The sequence below is a fragment of the Aeromonas eucrenophila genome, assembly GCF_000819865.1.
In the GTDB taxonomy this organism is placed as follows: Bacteria; Pseudomonadota; Gammaproteobacteria; order Enterobacterales; family Aeromonadaceae; genus Aeromonas; species Aeromonas eucrenophila.
The window spans coordinates 54,829-78,825 of sequence record NZ_CDDF01000014.1; the positions used below are offsets into that span (position 1 = coordinate 54,829).

At 62.5% G+C, this 23,997-nt stretch carries 20 protein-coding genes and 1 pseudogene; 18 read left to right on the forward strand and 3 right to left on the reverse strand.

Features of this window, described 5'->3' with window-relative positions; all coding sequences use genetic code 11:
- Positions 1-55: 55 nt before the first annotated feature.
- The 18 genes from mshE (at position 56) to tldD (ending at position 22,340) form a co-directional block, all read left to right on the forward strand.
- Entirely contained in the window at positions 56-1,768 is a 1,713-nt protein-coding gene (gene mshE / locus BN1124_RS13710; RefSeq protein ID WP_042642814.1) for an MSHA fimbrial ATPase MshE, read from the forward strand.
- A gap of 3 nt (positions 1,769-1,771) precedes the next feature.
- Entirely contained in the window at positions 1,772-2,992 is a 1,221-nt protein-coding gene (locus tag BN1124_RS13715; protein ID WP_042642816.1) for a type II secretion system F family protein, read from the forward strand.
- Between the two features lie 151 nt (positions 2,993-3,143).
- The gene (locus BN1124_RS13720) at positions 3,144-3,605 is read left to right on the forward strand and encodes a hypothetical protein (RefSeq protein ID WP_042642818.1); all 462 of its coding nucleotides are present in this window, start codon (positions 3,144-3,146) and stop codon (positions 3,603-3,605) included.
- A 77-nt stretch (positions 3,606-3,682) separates the two neighbouring features.
- On the forward strand, positions 3,683-4,342 hold the full coding sequence (locus tag BN1124_RS13725) for a type II secretion system protein (protein WP_042642820.1): 660 nt from the start codon (positions 3,683-3,685) through the stop codon (positions 4,340-4,342).
- Between the two features lie 18 nt (positions 4,343-4,360).
- Positions 4,361-4,819 carry a prepilin-type N-terminal cleavage/methylation domain-containing protein gene (locus tag BN1124_RS13730; RefSeq protein WP_042642822.1) on the forward strand — a complete coding sequence of 153 codons (459 nt, stop codon included), beginning with the start codon at positions 4,361-4,363 and terminating at the stop codon, positions 4,817-4,819.
- Positions 4,820-4,884: 65 nt separating this feature from the next.
- A complete protein-coding gene (locus BN1124_RS13735) occupies positions 4,885-5,367 on the forward strand; it encodes a prepilin-type N-terminal cleavage/methylation domain-containing protein (RefSeq protein ID WP_042642823.1) in 483 nt (160 codons plus the stop codon).
- On the forward strand, positions 5,354-5,971 hold the full coding sequence (locus BN1124_RS13740; protein ID WP_042642825.1) for a prepilin-type N-terminal cleavage/methylation domain-containing protein: 618 nt from the start codon (positions 5,354-5,356) through the stop codon (positions 5,969-5,971). Before BN1124_RS13735 ends, BN1124_RS13740 begins: the two co-directional genes overlap by 14 nt.
- A complete protein-coding gene (locus BN1124_RS13745) occupies positions 5,971-6,750 on the forward strand; it encodes a PilW family protein (RefSeq protein ID WP_042642827.1) in 780 nt (259 codons plus the stop codon). Before BN1124_RS13740 ends, BN1124_RS13745 begins: the two co-directional genes overlap by 1 nt.
- The gene (locus BN1124_RS13750; protein WP_231553648.1) at positions 6,740-7,210 is read left to right on the forward strand and encodes a pilus assembly PilX family protein; all 471 of its coding nucleotides are present in this window, start codon (positions 6,740-6,742) and stop codon (positions 7,208-7,210) included. The genes BN1124_RS13745 and BN1124_RS13750 overlap by 11 nt, the downstream gene beginning before the upstream one ends.
- A complete protein-coding gene (locus BN1124_RS13755; RefSeq protein ID WP_082041635.1) occupies positions 7,207-10,950 on the forward strand; it encodes a DUF6701 domain-containing protein in 3,744 nt (1,247 codons plus the stop codon). Before BN1124_RS13750 ends, BN1124_RS13755 begins: the two co-directional genes overlap by 4 nt.
- Positions 10,951-11,166: 216 nt before the next feature.
- Entirely contained in the window at positions 11,167-12,207 is a 1,041-nt protein-coding gene (locus BN1124_RS13760; protein WP_005308111.1) for a rod shape-determining protein, read from the forward strand.
- A 41-nt stretch (positions 12,208-12,248) separates the two neighbouring features.
- Positions 12,249-13,157 (forward strand): rod shape-determining protein MreC, encoded by a 909-nt coding sequence (mreC, locus tag BN1124_RS13765; RefSeq protein ID WP_042642834.1) that lies wholly within the window; start codon positions 12,249-12,251, stop codon positions 13,155-13,157.
- Positions 13,157-13,642 (forward strand): rod shape-determining protein MreD, encoded by a 486-nt coding sequence (gene mreD, locus BN1124_RS13770; protein ID WP_042642836.1) that lies wholly within the window; start codon positions 13,157-13,159, stop codon positions 13,640-13,642. The genes mreC and mreD overlap by 1 nt, the downstream gene beginning before the upstream one ends.
- Positions 13,643-13,693: 51 nt before the next feature.
- On the forward strand, positions 13,694-14,281 hold the full coding sequence (locus tag BN1124_RS13775) for a Maf family protein (protein ID WP_042642838.1): 588 nt from the start codon (positions 13,694-13,696) through the stop codon (positions 14,279-14,281).
- A 92-nt stretch (positions 14,282-14,373) separates the two neighbouring features.
- Complete coding sequence (rng, locus tag BN1124_RS13780; protein WP_033131674.1) at positions 14,374-15,843, forward strand: ribonuclease G; 1,470 nt, start codon at positions 14,374-14,376, stop codon at positions 15,841-15,843.
- Entirely contained in the window at positions 15,844-19,812 is a 3,969-nt protein-coding gene (locus BN1124_RS13785; RefSeq protein WP_042642840.1) for a YhdP family protein, read from the forward strand. It begins immediately after the preceding gene.
- Positions 19,813-19,923: 111 nt separating this feature from the next.
- Positions 19,924-20,745: a carbon-nitrogen hydrolase family protein gene (locus BN1124_RS13790; RefSeq protein ID WP_042642842.1), complete on the forward strand. Its 822-nt coding sequence runs from the start codon at positions 19,924-19,926 to the stop codon at positions 20,743-20,745.
- Between the two features lie 146 nt (positions 20,746-20,891).
- The gene (tldD, locus tag BN1124_RS13795) at positions 20,892-22,340 is read left to right on the forward strand and encodes a metalloprotease TldD (protein WP_042642844.1); all 1,449 of its coding nucleotides are present in this window, start codon (positions 20,892-20,894) and stop codon (positions 22,338-22,340) included.
- 122 nt (positions 22,341-22,462) lie between these two features.
- On the opposite strand, the gene BN1124_RS13800 is transcribed toward tldD, so the two are convergent.
- The 3 genes and pseudogenes from BN1124_RS13800 to BN1124_RS13810 form a co-directional block, all read right to left on the reverse strand.
- Positions 22,463-22,666, reverse strand: a complete 204-nt coding sequence (locus BN1124_RS13800; protein WP_042642846.1) for a hypothetical protein — start codon at positions 22,664-22,666, stop codon at positions 22,463-22,465.
- A gap of 117 nt (positions 22,667-22,783) precedes the next feature.
- Positions 22,784-23,503: a MarC family NAAT transporter gene (locus BN1124_RS13805; RefSeq protein ID WP_042642848.1), complete on the reverse strand. Its 720-nt coding sequence runs from the start codon at positions 23,501-23,503 to the stop codon at positions 22,784-22,786.
- 132 nt (positions 23,504-23,635) lie between these two features.
- Positions 23,636-23,997 (reverse strand): annotated as a pseudogene (locus BN1124_RS13810) (MFS transporter); the annotation flags it as partial.

The window sequence follows — 23,997 nt, forward strand, 5'->3', positions numbered from 1 at the left end:
TGGCTCTTATGAATAATCGCAATCGGCGTAGTCAGAATCAGGAATCGGAGTATCAATGGCACAACCCAGACTGAAAATGCGGCTCGGCGACCTGCTGGTGCAAGAGCAGATCATCTCCGATGATCAGCTCCAGCTCGCCCTGCAGCAGCAGCGCCAGACCGGTCGCAAGCTGGGGACCACCCTGATCGATCTCGGCTTCATCAGCGAGGTGCAGTTGCTGCAGTTCCTCGCCCGTCAGCTGGATGTGCCCTTCTTCGATCTCAACAACCTCACCATAGATGGGGCGGCGGTGGCGCTGTTGCCCGAGGTACAGGCCCGCCGTTATCGCGCCCTGGCGGTTCACCTCAGCGACGACCAGGTGACGGTGGCCATGTCGGATCCTGCGGACTTGAGCGCCCTCGATGCCATCGCCGCCCTGCTGCGCCCGCGCGAGCTGGTGCTGGCGGTGGCGCGGGAAGGCCAGCTGCTGGAGTATTTCGACCGCCTCTATCGCCGCACCCGCGAGATCGAGAACTTCGCCGTGCAGCTGCACGAGGAGCATCAGGATTCGGGGTTCGAGCTGGGAGCCAGCAATCTCAACGGCGGGGCCGACGAGGGGGAGGCGACGGTGGCCAAGCTGCTGCGCTCCCTGTTCGAAGACGCGGTGCAGGTCGGCGCCTCGGACATCCACATAGAGCCGGACGAGAAGGTGCTGCGCATCCGCCAGCGGATCGACGGCATACTGCACGAGAACATCCTCAGCGAGGTGCGCATCGCCCAGGCGCTGGTGCTGCGCCTGAAACTGGTGGCCGGGCTCGACATCTCCGAGAAGCGGTTGCCCCAGGACGGCCGCTTCGCCATGAAGGTGCGCGGTCGCGACGTGGATGTGCGGATGTCGACCATGCCGGTGCAGCACGGGGAATCCGTGGTGATGCGTCTGCTGGATCAATCCTCCGGCATATTGTCGCTGGCCGAGACCGGCATGCCGCCGGAAATTCTGACGCGTTTTCGCCGCCAGCTCAAACGCCCCCACGGCATGATCCTGGTGACGGGGCCCACCGGCAGCGGCAAGACCACCACCCTCTATGGCGCTCTCTCAGAGCTCAATCAGGCCAGCCACAAGATCATCACGGTGGAAGACCCGGTGGAGTACCGACTACCCCGGGTCAACCAGGTGCAGGTCAACGCCAAGATCGGCCTCACCTTCTCCCAGGTGCTGCGCTCCACCCTGCGTCAGGATCCGGACATCCTGCTGGTAGGGGAGATGCGGGACAACGAGACGGTGGAGATAGGCCTGCGCGGGGCCATCACAGGTCATTTGGTGCTGACCACCCTGCACACCAACGATGCGGTCACCAGCGCCCTGCGGCTCATCGACATGGGGGCCCCCGGCTATCTGGTGGCGAGCGCGCTGCGGGCCGTTGTGGCTCAGCGTCTGGTGCGGCGGGTCTGCGAGCACTGCGTCGAGGAGAAGGCCCCCGATGCGGGCCAGGCCACCTGGCTCGGGGTGCTCTCAGGCGAGGCACCTGGCCAGCATGCCTATCACAAGGGGCGCGGTTGCCAGAGCTGCAACTTCACCGGTTATTCCGGCCGGATCGGGGTCTACGAGCTGCTGGAGCTGGATCAGGCCATGATGGATGCCCTGCGTCGCAACGACGCTGAAGGCTTCGCCAGGGCGGCGCGGGAGCATGAACACTACAGACCGCTGGCCCTGACCGCGCTCGATTACGCCCGTCAGGGCATCACCTCGGTGGACGAGGTGCTCAGGCTGGCCGAGGATCTGGGCTAAGTCATGGGATCATTTGCGTATAAAGGCCGCGACAGCCAGGGCAATGCCGTCAACGGTGTGCTGGAGGCCGCCAGCGAGATGGCCGCCGCCGAGCAGCTGATGCGGCGCGGCGTGATGCCGACCGAGCTCAAACCGGGCAAGGCCAAGTCTGCCAGTATCGACTGGTCCTTGCTGCTGGAGGGGGGCGTCAAGCTCGAGGAGCTGGTGGTGTTCAGTCGCCAGATGTATGCCCTGACCCGGGCCGGCATCCCGATCCTGCGCGCCATCGCCGGGCTGGAGGAAAGCTCCCACAGCAAGCCGCTGAAGCGGGCGCTGCATGCGCTGGGGGAAGATCTCGGCAACGGTCGCCCGCTGTCGAGCTCGATGCAGGCCCACCCCAAGGTGTTCAGCAGCCTGTTCGTCGCCATCATCCACGTCGGCGAGAACACCGGCCAGCTGGAGGAAGCCTTCCTGCAGCTCGCCAACTATTTCGATCTGGAGCTGGAGACCCGCAAGCGGATCAAGACCGCCATGCGCTACCCCAGCTTCGTGATGATTGCCATCGGCATCGCCATGGTGATCCTCAACATCATGGTGATCCCGGTCTTCGCCAACATGTTCGCCAAGTTCGGGGTCGAGTTGCCGCTGGCGACCCGGATCCTGCTCGCCACCTCCCATTTCTTCGTCAACTACTGGTGGCTGTTGCTGCTCATCATGGTGGGGGCCGTGGTGGGTTGGCGACGCTGGGTCGCCACGGTCAAGGGCAAGCTGACCTGGCACAGATGGCAGCTCAGGCTGCCCATCGTCGGCACCATCATAGAGCGCTCCCTGCTGGCGCGCTTCGCCCGCAGCTTCTCCATGATGCTCAAGGCCGGGGTGCCGCTCAATACGGCGCTGACCCTGGTGGCGGATGCGGTGGATAACGCCTGGATGGCGAGCCGGATCCGCGACATGCGAGCCGGCATCGAGCGCGGCGAGAGCCTGCTGCGCACCTCGGGGGCCAGCGGCCTGTTCACCCCGCTGGTGATGCAGATGATCGCGGTGGGTGAGGAGACGGGGCAGGTGGACGAGCTGCTACACGAGGCGGCCGAGTATTACGAGCGGGAGGTGGACTACGACCTCAAGAGCCTGACCGCCCGCATCGAACCCATCCTCATCGGCATAGTGGCGGTCATGGTGCTGGTCCTGGCGCTCGGTATCTTTACGCCCATGTGGGACATGATGCGGGCGGTGCGAGGCAAGTAATGAACGATGTTGGTGGGTATCTTCACTCCCCTGATGGTGGGACATGATGCGGGCAGTACGTGGCAAGTAATGAGTTGCTTGCGGCATCTTCACTCCCTTGGTGGTGCGACATGATGCGGGCGACGCGCAGTCGACAAGGTTTGGGAGAGGCATGAGCAGACAGTCGGAGCAGGATGATCGCTGGCTGGGGGGATATAGGCGGGCCCTGGCCGCAGTCCTGCTGTTGGTCATCATCGCTAGCCTGGCCCTGAGCTACCGCAATCACAGGGAGGAGGCGCTGGCGGTCAGCCTGAGCCTGCTTGGCGAGCAGTTTGCCGAGCGGGTGCAGCGCTTGCACGGGCTCTGGCTCGATCAGCGCAGACCCGAGCTGGTGCATGCACAAGGAGTGGCCTGGCAGTTCGATGAGCGCGGCTGGCCGCTCGGGGTGCTGCCGCTGCAGTCCCCTTCCGACAACTGCCGTCAGCTGTGGCTGACCTTGCTCGGTCAGGAGGCACAGTCGATGCCGAGCTTGCAGGTGCTGGCCAGTCGGGATGGTGGGGGATGTGAATTTGGCTGGGAGGCTAACTGGCTGATCTATCGCTTCGCCGATGGCAGCGTGCTGAATAAATCTTGAACAATTTCAATCTAGTTCCCCGGTTGCATGATTTTTTTCTGTCCACATGAAATAATGCGGACCATTACGGAGGCAGCATGGCAGCAAAGAGAGTGACGTTCGGTTGCGGATCCGGTCGGATGACGGGTTTTTCCCTGATCGAGCTGGTGATCGTCATCGTGATCCTGGGGATCCTGGCGGTGACCGCCTTGCCCCGTTTCCTGGATGTGACCGATGAGGCGAAGAAGGCCAGCGTGGAAGGTGTCTCCGGCGGTTTCGCCACCGCTGTCTCGCTGGTGCGAGCCCAGTGGGAAGCCGAGGGGCGTGCCAGGCAGGACGGCCTCAACACCGTGCTCTACGACGGTTCGCGCTTCTATCTGACCACGCCGACCGAGAGCCAGGTCAACAATGGTGAGCTCTCGCCGGGCTACCCCATGGACACGACGGCGAGCGGTTCCGTTGATGTGGACCCGGCCAACCTGACGGCCCCGCGCTGTCTCAATATTTGGGAGGGCCTGCTGCAGAATCCTCCCAAGGCGACTGCCAACTTTGACGAGGTGCGCGGTAGCGGCAATGACCTGAAGTTCTATGCCACGGTGAGCAACAACGGACTGGATTCGGTCTGCCGTTACTATCTGGTCAACAGCCTGAACAAGGGCAGTGATGGACGGTATCAGGACCCGCAAGGGAGCACCGATGCCTATATGAGTTTCAGTTACCGGCCGGCCTCCGGTCAGGTGACGACCAATATCAATTAATAAACAGAGGAAAATGTAATGAAAAAACAGGCGGGTTTTACCCTGATCGAACTGGTTATCGTGATCATCATCCTGGGTATTCTGGCGGTCACCGCCGCGCCCAAGTTCCTGAATCTGCAGGATGATGCGCGTACTTCCACCCTGAAGGGGGTTGAGGGTTCCCTGAATTCTGCCGGTGCCATGGTGTATAGCAAGGCCGTTATTGCTGGCAAGGACACTGCTCCTTCCGAGACATTGGATGTCGGCAATGGCGTTAGCGTGAATATCGCCTACGGCTACCCTAAGGCAACCAAGACTGATCTCGAGAGTGTTCTCGAGTTGAGTTCTGGTGACTGGAGTTTCAGCACTCCGGTATCCAGCAGCATCAAGATCTTCCCGGCCGGCGTTTCTGCTACCACCGCAACCGACTGCTTCGTTACTTATACCGAAGCTGTCTCAGGCTCTCTGCCGACCTCTGAAGTGACTGCCTGTAAGTAAGGTCAATCTCAATCAAGATGGAGAGAGGTGACTCTCTCCATCTTCCCTCCAAGGAGTGCTGTGTCATGACGGCACGAAGCGATGGTTTCACCCTGATTGAACTGGTGATAGTGATCCTGTTACTCGGGATTCTGGCCGCCTTTGCCGTGCCCAAGTGGCTGGGCAAAGGCGGCTTTGAAACCCATACCGTCAGTGATGAGGTTGTGACCCGGCTGCGGCTGGTGCAAACCATCAACATGAATGAACCCTCCCAAGCTGGTTCCAAAAATGCCAGGCATACCTTTTTTCAAGCTAAACCCGGCCAGTTCTGGCACTACTCCGTGGCACTAGTCGGTGGTGCTGTGTCTGCGCCAATGCACGTTGTGAACTCGGGCGTGTCGGTGACTCTTAACGGACAATCCGAATTCAGCATCCGTTTTGACAAACGCAGCGGTCGCCCCCTGACGCCCGCGGCCTGTCTCACCGGCTGCGACCTGGTGGTGAGCGATGGCCGGGAGAGTGCCAACCTCCGTATCGAGCCCGAAGGCTATATCCATGCGCTCCCTTGACGCCCGCCGCGGCTTCACCCTGATCGAGTTTATCGTCGGCATAGTGCTGCTGGCGGTGGCCTTGACCGGCATCCTGAGCTTGTTGAATAGTCTGGCGCCTCAAAGCGTGGATCCGGTGCAGCAGGTACGAGCGGCCCAACTGGCCCAGCGCATCCTGAACGAGGTGCTGCAAAAATCCTTCGACGAGCGCTCTGATCACAACGGCGGGCGTTTTCGCTGCGGCGAGACGGCCGGAACCCCTCCCGTGACCTATCCTGCCTGCACCGACACGGCCAACTATGGCCCGGAGAGCAGTGAGGTTCGCCCTTATCAGTTCAACGACGTGGACGACTATCAGACCAGCGCCATCTGCAGCAAAAATCTGGTCAGTTGTGATGCTGGCTGGGTGCCTGCCAACTACTTCAGCGCCCAGAGCGGGCAGGGACTCGATGAGGCGGAATACCGGCAGTTCGGGGTCAAGATCCGGGTGAGCGGAGTCGACTTGACCAAGGATCCTCTGCCAGCTTGCAGCGGTACCTGCTCCACCGGCAAGCGCGTCGAGCTGTGGGTGCGACTGCCGGATCGCAGCGAGCTGGCCTTCGCCCTCTATCGGGGGAACTACTGATGGGGTCACGGCTGCAGGCGCGGGGCTTTACCCTGATCGAGCTGGTGATGGTGATCCTGCTGCTCGGAGTCATGGTGACCTTCTCCAGCCAGTTTATCGGCATCGGCACCCAGATCTACGGGGATGCCAGCCGCCGTGAGCAGTTGATGAGCGACGCCCGTTTCGCCATGGAGCGGCTTAATCGCGAGCTGCGCGACGCTGTGCCCGGCTCGGTGCGAGTGGAGGATGTCGGGGGGGGGCTGGTCGAACGGGGCACTTGCCTGCGGTTCTGGCCCATCGCTACCGCCAGTCGCTATCTGGGCTCTGCGGTCAGCAACGGGCTCAGCATAGTCACACCATCCGTGCTCCCCAAGAAAGATGAGGACCTTGCCATCGTCTATCCCCTCGCGAGCACCGGCTTCCTGAATCAGGGCTGCCTGCAGGGAAGTTGTACCGCCCGCGTCACCGGTGTGGGCAGCGATGTATCGGGCGCGCTGCCCTTGACCCTCAGCAACGGTGCCGCCAAGGACTCCCCAGGTCGGCGCGTCTATTTTGCCAGCCGGCAGGTGCGCTACTGCGTGCAGGGCGCCGTGCTGACCCGGGCAAGCGCCGCTATCGGGACCGATATCACTGCGAGCCCGACTGCGCTGATGGCCGAGCATATCCGCCCGGCAGCCTATTACTTCTATCGGGATCCTGCCGCCTTCAGCCCAAGTGAAGTGGGGTTGCGGCTGGTGTTCGAGCAACGCGGCGAGAGCGTCAGCTTCAACCACAAGCTGGAGGTGCTCAATGTTCCTTAAGCCACTCCCCCCCAGCAGACGGGCCCAGCGCGGCAGCGCCATCATGATCGCGCTCTTCGTCATCGTCATCATGGCCTTGTTGGCGGCGGCCATGGGCCGCTTTTTGGTGGACAGCGGCGAGAAGAATACGGTCGAGGTGCGTGGTGTACGGGCCCTGATGGCGGCCCAGAGCGGGCTGGAAATAGCCCTCTATCGCCTCTACCCCAATAACAGCTGGACTGCCCAGCAGTGCGCCGCATCGGCCTCCACCACCACCTTCGCGCTACCCGGGCTGGTGAATTGCCAGGCCATCGTCACCTGCAAGCAGCTCAATGTGAGCGCGGCCGGTGCCACCCGGACCGGTTATCGCTTCAGCAGCGAAGGGCGCTGCGGCGATCCGGGCGTGAACAATGGCCCGAATCCGGACTTTGCCGTCAGCCGTACCTTGGTGGCGGAAGCCTTTGATGGAGTGAATCCATGATAGCCCGTTGGCTGATTACTCTATGCCTGTCAGTCACTGTGACGACAGCATGGGCTTCGTTTGATGATATCAATACTGACGAGACCTTCCCTGCCATTGCGCAGGGACACCATGGCAACAACAACAACAGCTGCCATCAGATCAGCGGTGACCAGCTCTATCAGGTCAACAATTCGAAAATTAATGGGACAGGAGGCAGAGCGTTAAACTTCTGCTCGATTAACAAAGATCAGAACAATACCCCACGTTGTGATAATGGCGCCGGCGGCTACCAGGTTTGCCAAGTGACTGGTGCTGACATTCGTGGGCTCAAGTTATCCGGTAACAATGGCTTCCCCTCCATCGGCGCCACCAACTCGCTGACTTGCCAATCCGGGCAGCAGACAGTGCCCCTCGCGAGCTATGGTTCCATCACTGCCGAGAATTGCGTCCTGACGTTCCCTAGCCGCAGTGAGTACCAGCTGAAGACTCTGTCGGTGCGTAACAATGCGACCCTGCTGCTCGGCGAGGGGGATTATTTTATCGACCAGCTGACGATAGATAACGGCACCATCAAGCTGACCGGGTCTGGCTTGACCCGGATATTTATCAATCAGGACGTCAAATTCGTTAATACCGTTAATGTCAATGCCGACAATCAGGGACGCTTGATTTGGGTTAACTACAACAACATGGTGCTCGACAACAGCACCAAGTTTTACGGTTATCTCTACACCGATAACAAGCTGACCATGAATAACAACGCAGCCATCTATGGGCGGGTCACAGCCCGCTATCTGAGCATGGATGCGCAGTCCAGTATCAACGAGAATGTCATCATTCCGCCGCTCAGCTGCTTTAGCGATGATTTCTCTGCCAGCACCTTGAGCAATAGTTGGGTGGTGGCGCAACGCAACAGCAGTACCCTGCCATCTGTGCAAAATGGTCGTTTGAGATTGACCCAAAACACCACCGATCAGGCAACGTCCGCGACTTTCCAGCGCCTCTTCCCAGGGGCCAATAATCTGGTGACCATAGAGTTCGATCAGTATGCCTACAAGACCTCTGGTTCGAGCGGTGCAGATGGCATGGCGGTGGTACTTTCCGATGCCGCGATAACTCCGCAACCCGGGGCATTCGGTGGTCCCTTGGGGTATGGATTCAAGACCGGGATCAGTGGCTTTGCCGGGGGCTGGCTTGGCGTCGGTCTCGACGAATATGGTAACTACGCTAACGAAGGGGGATCTTATAATCCAGGAACTCGCCCTCAGGCTGTTTCTATTCGTGGTTCCAGCGCCAGCTCGGGCACCTCGGGCTATCGCTATGTGGCCGGCACGGCGAGCAACTTGAGCCCTACTGTCGACAGCGGAACCAGCAGCAATCGTCCTCATCGCTACCGTATTACCGTCGATTCACGGACGGCGGGAAGTTCACTTGCCTCCGTGGAGCGAAACACGGGCTCTGGTTACAGTATGCTGGTTGGTCCCATCAATATGCTGAGCCAGACCGGCCAGGCAGCTGTTCCTGCCAATTTCCTGCTGTCGTTGACCGGTTCCACTGGCTCGGTGACCAACTTCCATGAACTCGACAACGTCCAGATCTGCGCTCTGAACTCCAGCCCGGTGGGAACCCAGATCGATCACTTCGAGTTCGATCACAGCGGCAACGCCCTGACCTGCAACCCGGAAACCCTGACCATCCGTGCCTGTGCCAATGCCAGTTGCAGCACGCTTGTCACGGATCAGGTGAGTGTCACCCTGACACCGACTAAGAATGGCAGCAATGGCTGGGTAGGCAGCAACCAGGTGACCTATAACGGCAACACCGCTACCGTGACCTTCAGCGGTGGTACCACCACATTGCAGCTTCGCAACAATCTGGCAAGCGCCATGACGGTGGGGGTGAGCGGATCGACCCCTTCCACCAAACCGCTTAGCACCACCCTGTGCCGGGCCGGCAATGGAGCCTTGAGTGCCGCCGCTTGCACCCTCAATTTCGCCGACAGCGGCTTCCTGTTCGATGTGCTGGACACCCTGGCCAACAAGCCTCAGCAAGTGCAGATGAAGGCGGTCAGAAAGGACAATGCGACCCAACAATGTGTGCCGAGCTTCGCCAGCGTGAGCAAAGCCATCAGCTTCTGGAGCGACTACGTCAGCCCGGCGACCAACACCTTCGGCAGCAGGGTGACAGTCAACGGCAGTGCCATCGCCACCTCACAGGGAGCGGCGACCGCCAGCAATCTCAGCTTTGATGCCAAGGGGGAGGTGACCCTGACGGTCAACTACCCGGATGCGGGCCAGATGCGGCTCAATGCCCGCCACGATGGCAGCGGGGATACCGCGGGGCTGGTGATGACGGGCTCGGATCTTTTCGTCAGCCGCCCGGTCGGGCTCTGCATCACCCCCGCCCAGGGGGCCTGCGCGGCAGGGAACATCAGCTGTCCTGTGTTCAAGAAGGCGGGCGATGACTTCCAGCTGAATATCGGCGCCGTGGCCTGGCAGGCCGATAACGACACCGATCTTTGCAGCGGCAATCTGGCGACCCCGAACTTCGTACTGGCCAAGATAGCGCTTGGCAGCCAGCTGGTGGCCCCCAAGCCTGGGGTCGAGGCGGTGGTCAGCAAGCTGAGTTATGACCATGCCATCACGGCCAGCAACAATCTCAATGCCGTCACCCAGTCGCTCAACGAGGTCGGGGTGTTCCAGATGACGGCGACGCCACCGGTGGCAACGTCTGCATCAACGGGGTATTTCGGCTACACCATCCCCGCCGCCACCAGCGTACCGGTGGGGCGCTTCGTGCCCTGGGACTTCAATCTGGTGAGCGGCACCGTCACCCCGGCCTGCGGTGGTTTTAGCTATATGAGCCAGCCGTTTGGTGTGCAGACGACGGTGCAGGCGCGCAACAAGCAGTCGGGGATCACCCAAAACTACCGGGACGCCTTCGCCAAGGGCGTGCTCTCCCTGGTGGCGGCCAACAACAAAGACGGGGTGGATCGCTCCAGCCGGTTGGATCCCCTGACCAAAAACTGGGTGAGCGGGCAGACCAGCTTCGATGGCCAGAGCCGCTTCGTGCGCCTACGCGAACTGACCCCGAGCCTGACCGCCCCTGAGGAGCCCTTGCGGCTGCTGCGGCTGGGCCTGAAGGTAGCTGATGGCGAAGCTACGGAGATCAGCTTCCTCACCGGTCGGGACATGAATCCAGGGGTGACAGGGGATTGCCAGAGCGGGGTGAACTGCACCGCCCGGCAGCTCCCCATACCGCTGGGGTCGGATAACAGCATGATCGCCTATTACGGCCGGTTGCTGGCCAGCACCCGGCAGGGGGTCGCCAGTGCCCCGCTGGCACTGCCGCTGCAGGTGCAGTATTTCGAAGGGGGCCAGTGGCGAGTCAATCAGCAGGATGTCTGCACCCAGGTCTCCCTGGCGGGTGGTGGCATCGTCTTCACCGATGCGGATCAACGCTATGACGCCGCGACGGGGGATCTGATCCTCAAAGACGGTACCCACATTCGCCTTGGTCTCGGCAATGTAGCTCCGGGCGGCACTCAGACAGGTTTCGATGGCGGTGAGACCCGCTTCCACTTCGCGGCGCCCAATCAGACGGTACGTATTCCCTACCGGATCGCATTGGCGCAACAGCCATCGGCGCCGACCTGGCTGGCGGATCCGGCCATGACAGATCACCTGCTGGGTGAGGCCATTTTCGGTCGGGACAGGGGCAACGATCGGATTATTTATCGCCGTGAGGTAATGCCCTGAAATTGATCTGCGAAGGAGGAGAGGGGCCGTTTGCCATTGGCTTGCGTCTTATCTCCTTGTTTCGTAGTGTTTGTCGGCCTGTGCGGGTGAGTGATGACTCGCATTTTTGTCGCGCCTGTTTGATTGGCGACAGTTTGAGCGCTTGCCCATTGGGGTGGGCATTGGTAAAGTTAGCCGGTTTTCCGCACCTCCAAATTCTTAGGATTTCCCGTAGCCATGTTCAAAAAGCTCAGAGGCGTCTTTTCCAACGATCTGTCGATCGACTTGGGAACTGCCAACACCCTGATCTACGTAAAAGATCAAGGGATCGTCCTTAACGAACCCTCAGTTGTCGCCATTCGCCAAGAGCGCGGGAACGCCAAATCGGTCGCTGCTGTCGGTCATGCCGCCAAGCAGATGCTGGGTCGTACCCCAGGCAACATCTCCGCCATCCGTCCGATGAAAGACGGCGTCATCGCCGATTTCTACGTGACCGAGAAGATGCTGCAGCACTTCATCAAGCAGGTTCACGACAACAACTATTTCCGCCCCAGCCCCCGTGTGCTGGTGTGCGTGCCGTGCGGCTCCACTCAGGTTGAGCGCCGTGCCATCAAGGAATCCGCACTGGGCGCCGGCGCCCGTGAGGTCTACCTGATCGATGAACCCATGGCTGCCGCCATCGGTGCCGGCCTGCCGGTCTCCGAAGCGACCGGCTCCATGGTCGTCGACATCGGCGGTGGTACCACCGAAGTGGCCATCATCTCCCTGAACGGCGTGGTTTACTCCCAGTCCGTGCGCATCGGTGGCGACAAGTTCGACGAAGCCATCATCAGCTACGTGCGTCGCAACTATGGCAGCCTGATCGGGGAAGCCACCGCCGAGCGCATCAAGCACGAGATCGGCTCCGCCTACCCAGGCGAAGAGGTGCGCGAGATCGAAGTCCGCGGCCGTAACCTGGCCGAAGGTGTACCGCGCAGCTTCACCCTGAACTCCAACGAGATCCTGGAAGCGCTGCAAGAGCCGCTGTCCGGTATCGTCTCCGCGGTCATGGTGGCCCTGGAGCAGTCCCCGCCCGAGCTGGCGTCCGACATCTCCGAGCGCGGCATGGTGCTGACCGGTGGTGGTGCCCTGCTCAAAGACATCGACCGTCTGCTGATGGAAGAGACCGGCATCCCGGTCGTCGTGGCTGAAGATCCCCTCACCTGTGTCGCCCGCGGTGGCGGCAAGGCGCTGGAGCTGATCGATATGCACGGTGGCGATCTGTTCCACTACGAATAAGACCCAAAGCCGGCCGAGCGCCGGCTCTTTTTTGACGACTCATGAAACCCATCTTTGGTAGAGGCCCTTCGCTTCAGTTACGGTTGTTTCTCGCCGTCATCATCTCTGTCGCTGCCATCGTCGCGGATTCCCGCTTCGGTGTGTTTACGCACGTCCGCGTCTATCTGAGCTCGCTGGTCAGCCCGCTGCAATATATCGCCAATGCCCCTGGTACCCTGCTCGACACCATGTCGACTCAGGTTCAGACCCGTTCCAGCCTCATCGAGCAGACCAAGCAGCAGGAACAGCAGCTGCTGACCCTGCGCTCGCGCTTGCTCAAGCTGGAGCAGCTGGAGCACGAGAACCAACGCTTGCGGGAATTGCTCGGTTCGCCGGTGCACAAGGAGTCTCGCAAGATGGTGGCCGAGCTGCTGTCGGTGGATTCCGACCCCTTCAGCCACCAGGTGCTGATCAACAAGGGGGCGCTGGACGGTGTCTACAACGGCCAGCCGGTGATCAACGATCAGGGGGTGGTCGGTCAGGTGCTGCACGTGGGATCCACCACCAGCCGCGTCCTGCTCATCACCGATTCCAGCCACGGCATTCCGGTACGGGTGCTGCGCAACGACCTGCGCGCCATTGCCTCCGGCGGCGGCGAGCTGGACAAGCTGGATCTGCGCAACTTGCCGCGCAACACCGACGTCCAGGTCGGCGATCTGCTGGTCACCTCCGGCCTCGGCGGCCGCTTCCCGGAAGGTTATCCGGTGGCGACGGTGACCCGATCCGATTACGTGGAGGGCAAGCCCTTCGCACAGGTCGAGGCCAAGCCGCTGGTGGCGCTGGATAGATTGCGCTATCTGTTGCTGCTCTGGACCGACAAGAAGCCGGACGTGAACGACAAGGATGCCCTGGCGCCCGCGGCGACTACGCCTGCTGCGCCAGCCACCTCGGCGGCGGGGGCGACGCGCTGATGCTGCAACCCGCCAGTGGCAGGATGTGGATCTGGCTCTCGATCCTGCTGGCCCTGTGCCTGTCGATCCTGCCGCTTCCGTTTCAATTCGAACCCTTCCGGCCGGACTGGCTCGCCATGGTGCTCATCTACTGGGCGCTGGCGCTGCCCCACAGAACCAACGTCGGCACCGCCTGGGTGGCGGGCCTGCTGCTGGATGTGCTGCTCGGCAGCACGCTCGGGGTGCGGGCCATGGCCATGGCCATCACCACCTATCTGGCGGCCTTCCAGTTCCAGAAGATCCGCAACTTCTCCCTCTGGCAGCAGGCGCTGATCATCGGCCTGCTCTCCCTGGTGGGCAAGATCACCGTGTTCTGGGCCGAGCACCTGTTCAGCCGTGCCAGCCTGAATTTCGCCTACTTTTGGTCGACGCTGACAACGATGTTAATATGGCCCTGGATTTTTATGGTCTTGCGCAAGGTGCGTCGTCACTTCAATATCAAGTGAATATGAGCAAAAACAACGCATTGTCACTGTAACTCATCTCATTAAGTGAATATGAACAAGCACAACGAACCGCAACTGTATCTCGCCTCGGGCTCCCCCCGCCGGCACGAATTGCTGACCCAGTTGGGCTACCGCTTCGAGGTGCTCAGGCTGGATGTGCCCGAGCAGCGCAGCGAGGGCGAGAAGCCCCAGGACTACGTCTGCCGGCTCGCTCGCGACAAGGCGATGGCTGGCCTGGCCGCCGCGCCAACCGCACTACCGGTGCTGGGCGCCGATACCATAGTGGTGCTGGGGGACAGGGTGCTGGAGAAGCCGTCCGATCTGCTCGATGCGAAAGACATGCTGGAGGCACTCTCCGGCCGCGTGCATCAGGTGATGACCGCGGTGGCGCTGGCCACCCCCGAGCGTTGCGACGTGCGGCTGGTCACCACCAATGTGGCGTTTCGCAAGCTGGACGAGTCCGAGATCGAGGCCTACTGGCGCACCGGTGAGCCCTGCGACAAGGCCGGCAGCTATGCCATTCAGGGCATCGCCGGCAAGTTTGTCAGCCGCATCGAGGGGAGCTACAGCGCCGTGGTCGGCCTGCCCCTGCTGGAAACGGATCTGCTGATCCGCCAGCAGCTCGAGCAGAGCCGATAATCCGTTCCAGCGGTCCCCTGCTGCGTTACCACTTGCGTACGTCGTCGTGCCATTGGCAGTCAGAATTCAAAACTAGAAAGGCAAGGTAACTTATGTCAGTCGAACTGCTGGTGAACGTCACCCCCTCCGAGACTCGGGTCGCCCTGGTCGAGAACGGTCTGCTGCAGGAAGTGCACGTGGAGCGTCAGGCCAAGCGCGGCATCGTAGGCAACATCTACAAGGGCAAGATCAGCCGGGTACTGCCCGGCATGCAGGCCGCCTTCGTCGACATCGGCATGGACAAGGCCGCCTTCCTGCACGCCTCCGACATAGTGCCGCACACCGAGTGCGTGGCGATCAAGGAGAAGGAGCAGTTCCAGGCCGGCAACATCGCCGAGCTGGTGCGCCAGGGGCAGGACATCATGGTCCAGGTGGTGAAAGATCCCCTGGGGACCAAGGGTGCCCGCCTCACCACCGACATCACTCTGCCTTCCCGCTATCTGGTATTCATGCCGGGGAGTGCGCATGTAGGGGTTTCCCAGCGCATCGAGTCGGAGGCGGAGCGTGAGCGCCTCAAGCGCACCGTGGCCGGTTATGTGGACGATCTCGGTGGCTACATCATCCGTACCGCCGCCGAAGGGGTGGGTGAGCAGGAGCTGGAGCAGGATGCCGCCTTCCTGAAACGGCTGTGGCGCAAGATCCTGGAGCGCAAGCAGAAGTACCCGCCCTGCAAGATCCTGTACGAGGATCCCAGCCTGGCTTTCCGGGTGGTGCGCGACTTCGTCGGTGCCGAGCTCGACAAGATCCGGGTCGACTCGCGCCAGAGCTTCGATCAGCTCAAGCGTTTCACCGAGGAGTACGTGCCCGAGCTGGCCAACAAGCTGGAGTACTACCTCGGCGACTCTCCCATCTTCGATCTCTACGACGTGGAGAACGAGATCCAGCGCGCGCTGGAGCGCAAGGTGGAGCTGAAATCCGGCGGCTACCTCATCATCGATCAGACCGAGGCGATGACCACGGTGGACATCAACACCGGCGCCTTCGTCGGCCACCGCAATCTGGAAGAGACCATCTTCAACACCAACGTCGAGGCGACCGCCGCCATCGCGCGCCATCTGCGGCTGCGCAACCTCGGCGGCATCATCATCATCGACTTCATCGACATGCAGTCCGAGGATCACCGCCGCCGGGTGCTGCACAGCCTGGAGCTGGCGCTGGCCAAGGACAGGGCCAAGACGAACGTCAACGGCTTCTCCCAGCTCGGCCTGGTGGAGATGACCCGCAAGCGCACCCGCGAGAGCCTGGAGCATGTGCTCTGCTCCGAGTGTCCCGAGTGCAAGGGGCGCGGCCGGGTCAAGACGGTGGAGTCGGTCTGCTTCGAGATCCTGCGGGAGATCATCCGGGTCAACCGCGCCTACGATGCGGATCAGTTCACCGTCTATGCGGCGCCGTCCGTTGCCGATTATCTGCGGGGCGAGGAGTCTCACAGCCTGGCCGAGCTGGAAGTCTTCATCGGCAAGCAGGTCAGGGTGGTGACCGAGCCGCTCTGTGGGCAGGAACAATTCGATGTGGTGATGATGTAATTGGTCTACCGCTGGCTGAGTCGGGGCTGGTTAGCCCTCGGGGTCTTCTTCGTGCTGCTGGCCATTCTGGTCAGTCTGGTGCGCCTCGGCGGCCCCCTGCTCAACCAGCACAGGCAGGCGCTGATCACCACCCTGCTCGGCGACAGCCAGCTGGAGGTCAGCGTCGAGCGCGTCGGGCTGGACTGGACCCGGCGTGGCCCGGCCCTCGAGCTGCAAGGGCTCGCCATCGCCCCGGATTCGGGGCGTTTCTCCCTGCGTCTTGGCAAGGTCTGGGCTCACCTCGATTTCTGGCGCTCACTCAATGAGTGGCGGCCGGTGTTCGGCCAGTTGCTGCTCAGCGATGGCGACATAGCGCTGGATCTGGCCCAGCCGGCGGAGCCGGCGAGCGCGAAGAATCCGAACCAGCAGCAAGCCTTGCTGCGCTTCCTGCTGACCCAGCTCTCCACCTTCGACATCCACGACACCCGCCTCAGCATCACCACGGCCTTGGGGGAGGTGCGCGCCCTTAACATCGCCCAGCTGCGCTGGCAAAACCGGGGCAAGCGCCATCAGGGGGTGGGCAAGGCCTACCTCATCAACGGGGTGGGCGAGAGCACCATCGATCTCATCCTGGATGTGGATGCCCCCGAAGCGCGGCTCGATCGCTTGCGGGGCCAGCTCTATCTGGGGGCCAGCGAGCTCGACATCAGCCCCATGCTGGCGCGGATCCACGCTGGTGAACCCAAGGTCACGGGTCAGCTCGACTTCCAGCTGTGGAGCGAGTTTGAGGGCGGCAAGCTGGGGGACTCCCTGCTGGCCTTTGGCAACAACCATCTGATATGGCAGGACGAAGCCAAGCAGGCACAGCACCGGGGCAAGGCCCCTGCCGGCAAAGAAAGCCCGTCCGGGCGTGACGAGCAGAAGAAGGGCAAGGGCGCATATCACCGGCTCGACCTGCGCGGCGGCAAGATCCAGCTGCGCCGTGAGGGCGAAGACTGGCAGTTCGCCAGCCACGACGTCATCTTCAAGCTCGATGGCGCGACCTGGCTGCACAGTCGGCTGCAACTCGAGCGGACCGGCTCCCGCATCCAGGGCTATGTGCCCGCCATCGACCTCAGCCAGATCGCCAGCCTGAGTCAGCTGGTTTCCGGCCTCTATCCCAAACTGGCCGACACCCTCAAGCGCACCCAGCCCCAGGGCCAGCTGCAGGATCTGATCCTGCAAGCCGATGCCGACTGGCAGGGGCTCTCCCTCAACGGGCATCTGGTCGGGTTCGGCACCACCGCCTGGCACGATGTGCCCGGCCTGCAAAACCTGGACGGTGAGTTCTGGCTGACCCCGGCGGGCGGCAGCGCCCGCTTGAGCCTTGGCAAGGGCAAGCTGGACCCGGCCCGCCACTTCAAGGAGCCGATCCCGGTGAACAGCCTGGGGGCGCAGCTCGACTGGTGGAAGGCACCGGAGGGCTGGGTGCTCTACGGCCAGGACATCCTGCTGGACAACTCGGATCTGACCCTCGCCAGCCGCTTCCGGCTCGATCTGTTCGAGCACCCCTTCCTCGCCCTGACCGGTCGCATCAACGTCAAGACGGCGGCCCACGCGGATCGCTACTATCCCCTGCAAGCCATGAGCAAGGGGCTGGTGGACTACCTGAGCGGTGCCATCAAGGGGGGTCAGGCCAAGGGGGCCGATCTGCTCTGGTACGGCGAGTTCAGGGACTTCCCCTACGACAACGGCAAGGGCGTCTTCCAGGTGGCGGTGCCCCTCGAGCAGGCCACCTTCCAGTTCTTCCCCGGTTGGCAACCCCTCACCGATCTGCGGATCGACCTGCTGTTCCAGAACGCCGGCCTGTTCATGCACAGCGACTTCGCCCGGCTCGGCAAGGCTCAGTCCGACTTCATCGACGCCGACATCCCGACCTACGGCGGCGCCCGGCTCTATATCGACGCCAAGGTCGCGGGCGAGGGCAAGGCCATCAGCGACTATCTGCAGGACTCGCCGCTCGGTGGCTCGGTGGGGCAGGCGTTGCGGGAGATCGAAATCCGCGGGCCCATGAAGGGCAACGTCAAGCTGGATATCCCCCTCGATGGCGAGGGGGAGGTCAAGGCCAGCGGTGATGCCCTGTTCCACAACAACAAGGTCAGGATAGCGACCCTGGACATGCCGCTGGAGAGCGTCGATGGCCGGCTCGAATACGACAACGAGCACACCCGTTTCCGCAATCTCAAGGCCAGCCTGTGGAATCAGCCGCTGACCCTGGATTATCAGGGCAAGCAACTGCCCAATCGCTATCAGGTCGATCTCAAGTTCAAGGGACTCTGGGACAGCAGCCGCCAGCGCCAGGATATCCCGGCCCTCGAGATGCTCAAGGGGCGTGGCAACTGGACCGGCACCCTGGGGCTGACCCTGCCGGAAAACAGCCCCTTCAGCTTCCAGCTCGCATTGGACTCCAGCCTGCAGGGGATGGGGCTGGACTTGCCGGTACCGCTGGCCAAGGCCGCCGGCAGCCAGCTCCCCCTCAAGGTAACGGTGCGCGGCCGCGACGGCAGCGCCGACATCCGCGGTGTGCTGGGGGCCGACGTGGATATGCAGAGCCGGCTGGTCTATGGCGAAGGCGCGCCTTACCTGAGCCGGGTACGGGTCGACATAGGTCAACCCGGCGCCCGGGTGTTGCAGGACAAGCCCATGCTGCTCGCCATCAACCAGCAACAGGCGGACGTGGCCGGCTGGCTGGCGCGGCTCAAGCGCTGGTTGCCCGATCCGGCGCCGGGTGGCAATGCGGTGGTCGGCCCCGCCTTCCTGCCACAGGAGTGGTGGGTGGATGGCCAGCTGGCCCGGGCCGACATCGGCAGCGCCAACCTCAAGGCGGTGCACTTCACCGTGGGGCCGGTCAACCAGGCAACCGAGGTGATGATCGACAGCCCGGATGTGATGGGGGTGGTGCGCATTCCCGTCACCGGCAAGCAACCCATCGATGCCAAGTTTGCCCGCATCCATTGGTCCGGTAAGGGTTCGGATCTCAGCCCTGAGCCCGATGCCCGCCAGGACAAGGCCATCATGGACACCATACCCTGGCTTACCTTCAGCTGCGTGGACTGCCGTTTCGGCAGCCTGCCCCTCGGTGAGTTGAAGGGGGAGCTGGTGCCCGGTAACAACCGGCTCGATCTCAAGGGGCTGGAGATGAAGCTCGCCGGCAGCACCCTCAAGGGGAGTGCCCAATGGCTGGCGCAGCCCGGCCAGATGCAGACCCGTGCCCAGGCCAAGCTCGACACCCAGAACAGCGAACTCTTGCTCAAGCGGCTCGGCTTTACCTCCCCCATCGGCGATGCGCCAGGCAAGCTGGTGCTGGATCTGAACTGGGGTGACGTGCCCTATAGACCCAATGTGTCGACCCTGGCGGGTAGTGCCGATCTCAAGTTGGAGGGAGGCACCCTGCGTGAGGTCAATGACAAGGGGGCGCGACTGCTCTCCCTGCTCAGCCTGGATTCCCTGCTGCGCAAGCTGCGCCTCGATTTTCGCGATGTGTTCGACAAGGGCTTCTACTTCGAGTCCATGTCGGCCTCGGCCAAGGTCAAGCAGGGCCAGGTGGATAACCAGGACTTCTTCATGAAGGGGGCGGCGGGCAACCTGCGCGGCGAGGGCATCGCCGATCTGGTGCGTTGGCGACTCGATTACGAGCTGAGCTTCTCCCCGAATCTGGGGGGCACCCTGCCGGTGGTGGCGGCCTTCTCGCTGACCCCGATCACCGGGCTCTATGTGCTGGCGCTCTCCAAGCTGTTGGAGCCGGTGGTGGATGTGGTGACCCGCATCGATTTCAGGGTCTCTGGCCCGCTCAACGATCCGAAACTGATCGAGGCTGGTCGGGACAGGGCCCGCATCAAGCTCAATCAGCAACAGAAGGACGCGGTCGATGCGGTGGCCCCCAAGCTGCCCGCCGAGGAGGTCAGCCCCTTCCTGCTCAATCCCAAGCATCAGGGATCAGGTCAGCGCTGAGGCCATCCCGGTGCAAGGCTCTTTCGTCTTGGGGCCGAACCCATCATAGTGCTGAATATCCCAGCAAGCCGGGCTGCATCGGACGGTTTGCCCAACGACAAGGAGCGCGTCATGTGGTTAGCCGCCATACAGTTGATCTCCGGCCGTCACTGGCAGGACAACAAGACACAGATCGCCACCGAGCTGTCTGCCCTGCCAAAGGAGCGGCCGCTGCTGGCGCTGCTGCCGGAAAACTTCGCCCTGTTTGGCGAGCGGCAGGGTTATCTGGATGGTGCCGAGGCGATCGGGACCGAACCGGGCGAGGCCGGCCCCATTCAGACGCAACTGGCCGCCTGGGCCAGGGAGCATGGGATCTGGCTGGTGGCCGGCGCCATGCCAACCCGGATCCCCGGCTCGACCCACATCCACACCAGCTCGCTGGTGTTCGATCCCAGCGGGGAGCGCAGAGGCCATTACCACAAGATCCATCTGTTCGACGTGGATGTGGCGGACAGCCACGGCCGCTATCGGGAGTCGGAGACTTTCAGTCCTGGTCAGGACTGCGTGGTGGTGGACTCCCCCTTTGGTCCCCTCGGCCTCTCTATCTGTTATGATCTGCGCTTCCCCGAGCTCTATCGCCAGCTGACCCTCGCCGGCGCGCGGGTGTTGCTGGTGCCGGCGGCCTTCACCGCCGTGACCGGCGAGGTGCACTGGGAGCCGCTGCTGCGGGCCCGCGCCATCGAGAACCAGTGCTATGTGGTGGCCGCCAACCAGGGCGGCACCCACGAGACGGGGCGCCAGACCTGGGGCCACAGCATGGTGATCGATCCCTGGGGTCGGGTGCTGGCCTGCCAGCCGAGCGGCGCCGGCACTGTGCTGGCACAGATGGATGCCGGGCTTATCGAAGAATTGAAGCGAACCATGCCGGTGCTGCAACACGCCCGCCTGCTTTAGCCTCGTCGAGTCGGGTTTCCCGCAGGTTCGATTAGCGCAGCGCAATCGGACGGTGGGAAACCGGATCGCATGGGGTCACGACCCTCTCATGAGAGAGGGTGAAGAAATATTGTTACGACATCTCCCAGTGAGAATGGAGCAGAAGATTGAGTCTATTGAGCCAGGTTAGTGCCTCCTTGTTGGCCCCGAACGACCTAGATGAAGAGCGGCTGCAACAGCTGCTCGGCAGCCTGATGAGTCATCAGGTGGAGTTCGGCGACCTCTATTTCCAGCGCAGCTGGCACGAGTCCTGGATGCTGGAAGATGGCATCGTCAAGGATGGCAGCTACAACATCGACCAGGGTGTGGGTGTGCGCGCCGTCAGTGGCGAGAAGACCGGCTTCGCCTATTCCGATGAGCTGAGCCTGCTGGCGCTGCAACAGTCGGTCACCGCCGCCCGTGGCATCGCCGCCGCCGGGGCTCAGGGCAAGGTGAAGGCCTGGGCCCGCACCGAAGCGAACCTGCTCTACCCGGCCATGGATCCCCTGCAGACCCTCGATAAGTATCAGAAGATCGCCTTGCTGGAGCAGATGGACAGGTTTGCCCGCAGCCTGGATCCCGCCATCAATCAGGTGATGGCCTCCATCAGCGGTGTCTATGAAGAGATCCTGGTGGCCGCCACCGACGGCACCCTGGCCGCCGACGTGCGCCCGCTGGTGCGCTTGTCGGTGACCGTGATCGCCGAGAAGGGGGATCGCCGCGAGCGCGGCAGCGCGGGTGGCGGTGGTCGTTGTGGTTATGACTACTTCCTGGAGCTGGACGGGCTGGAGAGCCGGGCCTTCGGCTATGTGCGGGAAGCCGTGCGCCAGGCGCTGGTCAACCTCGAGGCCATAGACGCGCCGGCCGGCACCATGCCGGTGGTGCTCGGCGCCGGCTGGCCCGGCGTGCTGCTGCACGAGGCGGTGGGTCACGGTCTGGAGGGAGACTTCAACCGCAAGGGCTCGTCCGCCTTCGCCGGTCGCATCGGTGAGCAGGTCGCCTCCAAACACTGCACAATCGTCGACGACGGCACCCTGCCGGGCCTGCGCGGCTCCGTCAGCATAGATGACGAGGGCACGCCGGGTGGCTACAACGTCTTGATCGAGAACGGGATCCTCAAGGGCTACCTGCAAGACAAGCAGAACGCCAGGCTGATGGGGGTGCCGCTGACCGGCAACGGCCGGCGCGAATCCTATGCCGCCCTGCCGATGCCGCGCATGACCAACACCTACATGCTGGCGGGTCAGTACGATCCGGCGGAGATCATCGCCTCGGTGAAGAAGGGGATCTATGCCCCGAACTTCGGTGGCGGCCAGGTGGACATCACCTCCGGCAAGTTCGTCTTCTCCGCTTCCGAGGCCTATCTCATCGAGGATGGCAAGATCACCGCCCCCATCAAGGGCGCGACCCTGATCGGCAACGGCCCCGAGGCCATGAGCCAGGTCTCCATGGTGGGCCGGGATCTGGCCCTGGATCGCGGGGTTGGGGTTTGCGGCAAGGAGGGGCAGAGCATTCCGGTCGGCGTCGGTCAGCCGACCCTCAGGCTGGATCAGCTCACCGTGGGCGGCACCCAATAGGGCCAAGCGCTCGCATCGCGACCCGACAAAGACCCCGGCTCCAGGCCGGGGTTTTTTATTGCTGCCAAGAAGGGGCAACAAAAAGCCCCGGGCGATGCCGGGGCTGATTGATGCAGAGCGGGTCAGTTGATCGAGATGGCGCGGGCATCTATGTAGTAGCGGGTATTGCCCTGAGGGTCTCGCCTGATCTGGGCCACCAGACGGTCGGCATCCTTGTACTCCCACTCCTGCGCGCTCTGGGCAGAGGAGGGGCCGGCGACACCGACCACGTTCAGGTATTCGTGAAACAGGCTGTAGCTACGGATCTCAGTCAGCATAACTTCCATGGCATATCTCCTGAGGGGTAGATTGATGTGGCAATACCACCTTAGGCCTCGCTAGCTGAACCCTGTCTGTACGAAAAATAACCTGCGATCGGTTTTCCCTCGATGGACTGACCCCGCTCAGGAGCGTGGCGCGACCATGCCGGGTTCGATCTTGTGCTCGGCCGAGCCTGGCTCCTGGTGCTGGATCTGGGCAGCCGGTGCGCCGTGGAACACGGGGTCCTGCGCCACTTCCTTGATGCCGTTGATGCAGAACTGCATGCCCATGCACACCAGCAGGAAGCCCATGATGCGGGTCATGGCGTCGATGCCGGTGGCGCCCAGGATCTTGCAGACCGGATCAGCCAGTTTGAGCACGCCCCAGCTCAGCAGGCTCATCAGGGCGAAGGCGGTGACCATGGCGGCGTAGATGACGAAGCGGTTGTAGTCGGCGGGCAGCTCGGCTATCTGGGCGGCGCCACTGATCACCAGCGCCATGGTGCCGGGGCCACACATGCTGGGCATGGTGAGCGGCACGAAGGCGATGCTCTGGTTGACGTCGACGCCGGCGGCCTGGCTCGGTGAGGGGAACAGCATGCGAAAGCCGATGAAGGCGATGATGAGGCCGCCGGCCAGCCGCAGACCGGGAATGGAGATCCCGAACAGATCCAGGATGGAGGATCCGATGAAGAAGCTGACACAGAGGGTGGCGAACAGATAGATGGCGGCCAGATTGATCTGGCGGCGGATGTGCTCGCGGGACATCCCCTTGCTGAGCCCCAGCAGCAGCGTGGCCGTGGTGGGGGGGTTGACCATGGGCAACAGCGCCAGCAAGGCGATGAATACGACCTGGAAGAACATTGTGAACCTCTAAATAGGACTGGAAAGAAAGGAGCCAGACTGTGGTCTGGCTCTACGCAAGGTTACCTTATGCGGTGCAGGCTGAATATAGACCCTATGAAAAGGCCCCGACAGCTGGCGGGGCCTTTTCCATCAGGCGGTTTGCGGCAGGGACTGACGTTGGCCGCGCTGGCGCAGCCAGAGCCAGAGGCCGAGCACGAAGCCGAGTCCCGCCAGGCTGACCACATAGTGGGAAGGAGCCAGCACGTCCTCCTTCATCCAGAGGGTGACCAGCATAGGCGTCAGACCACCGAAGATGGCGTAGGCCACGTTGTAGGAGAACGACAGGCCGGAGAAGCGCACCGCCGCCGGGAAGGCGTTGACCATCACATAGGGCACGGCCCCGACGATGCCGACGGCGAACCCCGCCAGCACATAGAGCGGCACCAGCTGTTCCATGCCCGCCGCCAGACCGTGATAGAAGGCGTAAGTCGCCCCCGCCAGCAGCAGGGAGC

Coding starts and splice junctions, on each gene's coding strand:
- mshE (WP_042642814.1), top strand. CDS start 56: ATGGCACAACCCAGACTGAAAATGCGGCTCGGCGACCTGCTGGTGCAA.
- BN1124_RS13715 (WP_042642816.1), top strand. CDS start 1,772: ATGGGATCATTTGCGTATAAAGGCCGCGACAGCCAGGGCAATGCCGTC.
- BN1124_RS13720 (WP_042642818.1), top strand. CDS start 3,144: ATGAGCAGACAGTCGGAGCAGGATGATCGCTGGCTGGGGGGATATAGG.
- BN1124_RS13725 (WP_042642820.1), top strand. CDS start 3,683: ATGGCAGCAAAGAGAGTGACGTTCGGTTGCGGATCCGGTCGGATGACG.
- BN1124_RS13730 (WP_042642822.1), top strand. CDS start 4,361: ATGAAAAAACAGGCGGGTTTTACCCTGATCGAACTGGTTATCGTGATC.
- BN1124_RS13735 (WP_042642823.1), top strand. CDS start 4,885: ATGACGGCACGAAGCGATGGTTTCACCCTGATTGAACTGGTGATAGTG.
- BN1124_RS13740 (WP_042642825.1), top strand. CDS start 5,354: ATGCGCTCCCTTGACGCCCGCCGCGGCTTCACCCTGATCGAGTTTATC.
- BN1124_RS13745 (WP_042642827.1), top strand. CDS start 5,971: ATGGGGTCACGGCTGCAGGCGCGGGGCTTTACCCTGATCGAGCTGGTG.
- BN1124_RS13750 (WP_231553648.1), top strand. CDS start 6,740: ATGTTCCTTAAGCCACTCCCCCCCAGCAGACGGGCCCAGCGCGGCAGC.
- BN1124_RS13755 (WP_082041635.1), top strand. CDS start 7,207: ATGATAGCCCGTTGGCTGATTACTCTATGCCTGTCAGTCACTGTGACG.
- BN1124_RS13760 (WP_005308111.1), top strand. CDS start 11,167: ATGTTCAAAAAGCTCAGAGGCGTCTTTTCCAACGATCTGTCGATCGAC.
- mreC (WP_042642834.1), top strand. CDS start 12,249: ATGAAACCCATCTTTGGTAGAGGCCCTTCGCTTCAGTTACGGTTGTTT.
- mreD (WP_042642836.1), top strand. CDS start 13,157: ATGCTGCAACCCGCCAGTGGCAGGATGTGGATCTGGCTCTCGATCCTG.
- BN1124_RS13775 (WP_042642838.1), top strand. CDS start 13,694: ATGAACAAGCACAACGAACCGCAACTGTATCTCGCCTCGGGCTCCCCC.
- rng (WP_033131674.1), top strand. CDS start 14,374: ATGTCAGTCGAACTGCTGGTGAACGTCACCCCCTCCGAGACTCGGGTC.
- BN1124_RS13790 (WP_042642842.1), top strand. CDS start 19,924: ATGTGGTTAGCCGCCATACAGTTGATCTCCGGCCGTCACTGGCAGGAC.
- BN1124_RS13800 (WP_042642846.1), bottom strand. CDS start 22,666: ATGGAAGTTATGCTGACTGAGATCCGTAGCTACAGCCTGTTTCACGAA.
- BN1124_RS13805 (WP_042642848.1), bottom strand. CDS start 23,503: ATGTTCTTCCAGGTCGTATTCATCGCCTTGCTGGCGCTGTTGCCCATG.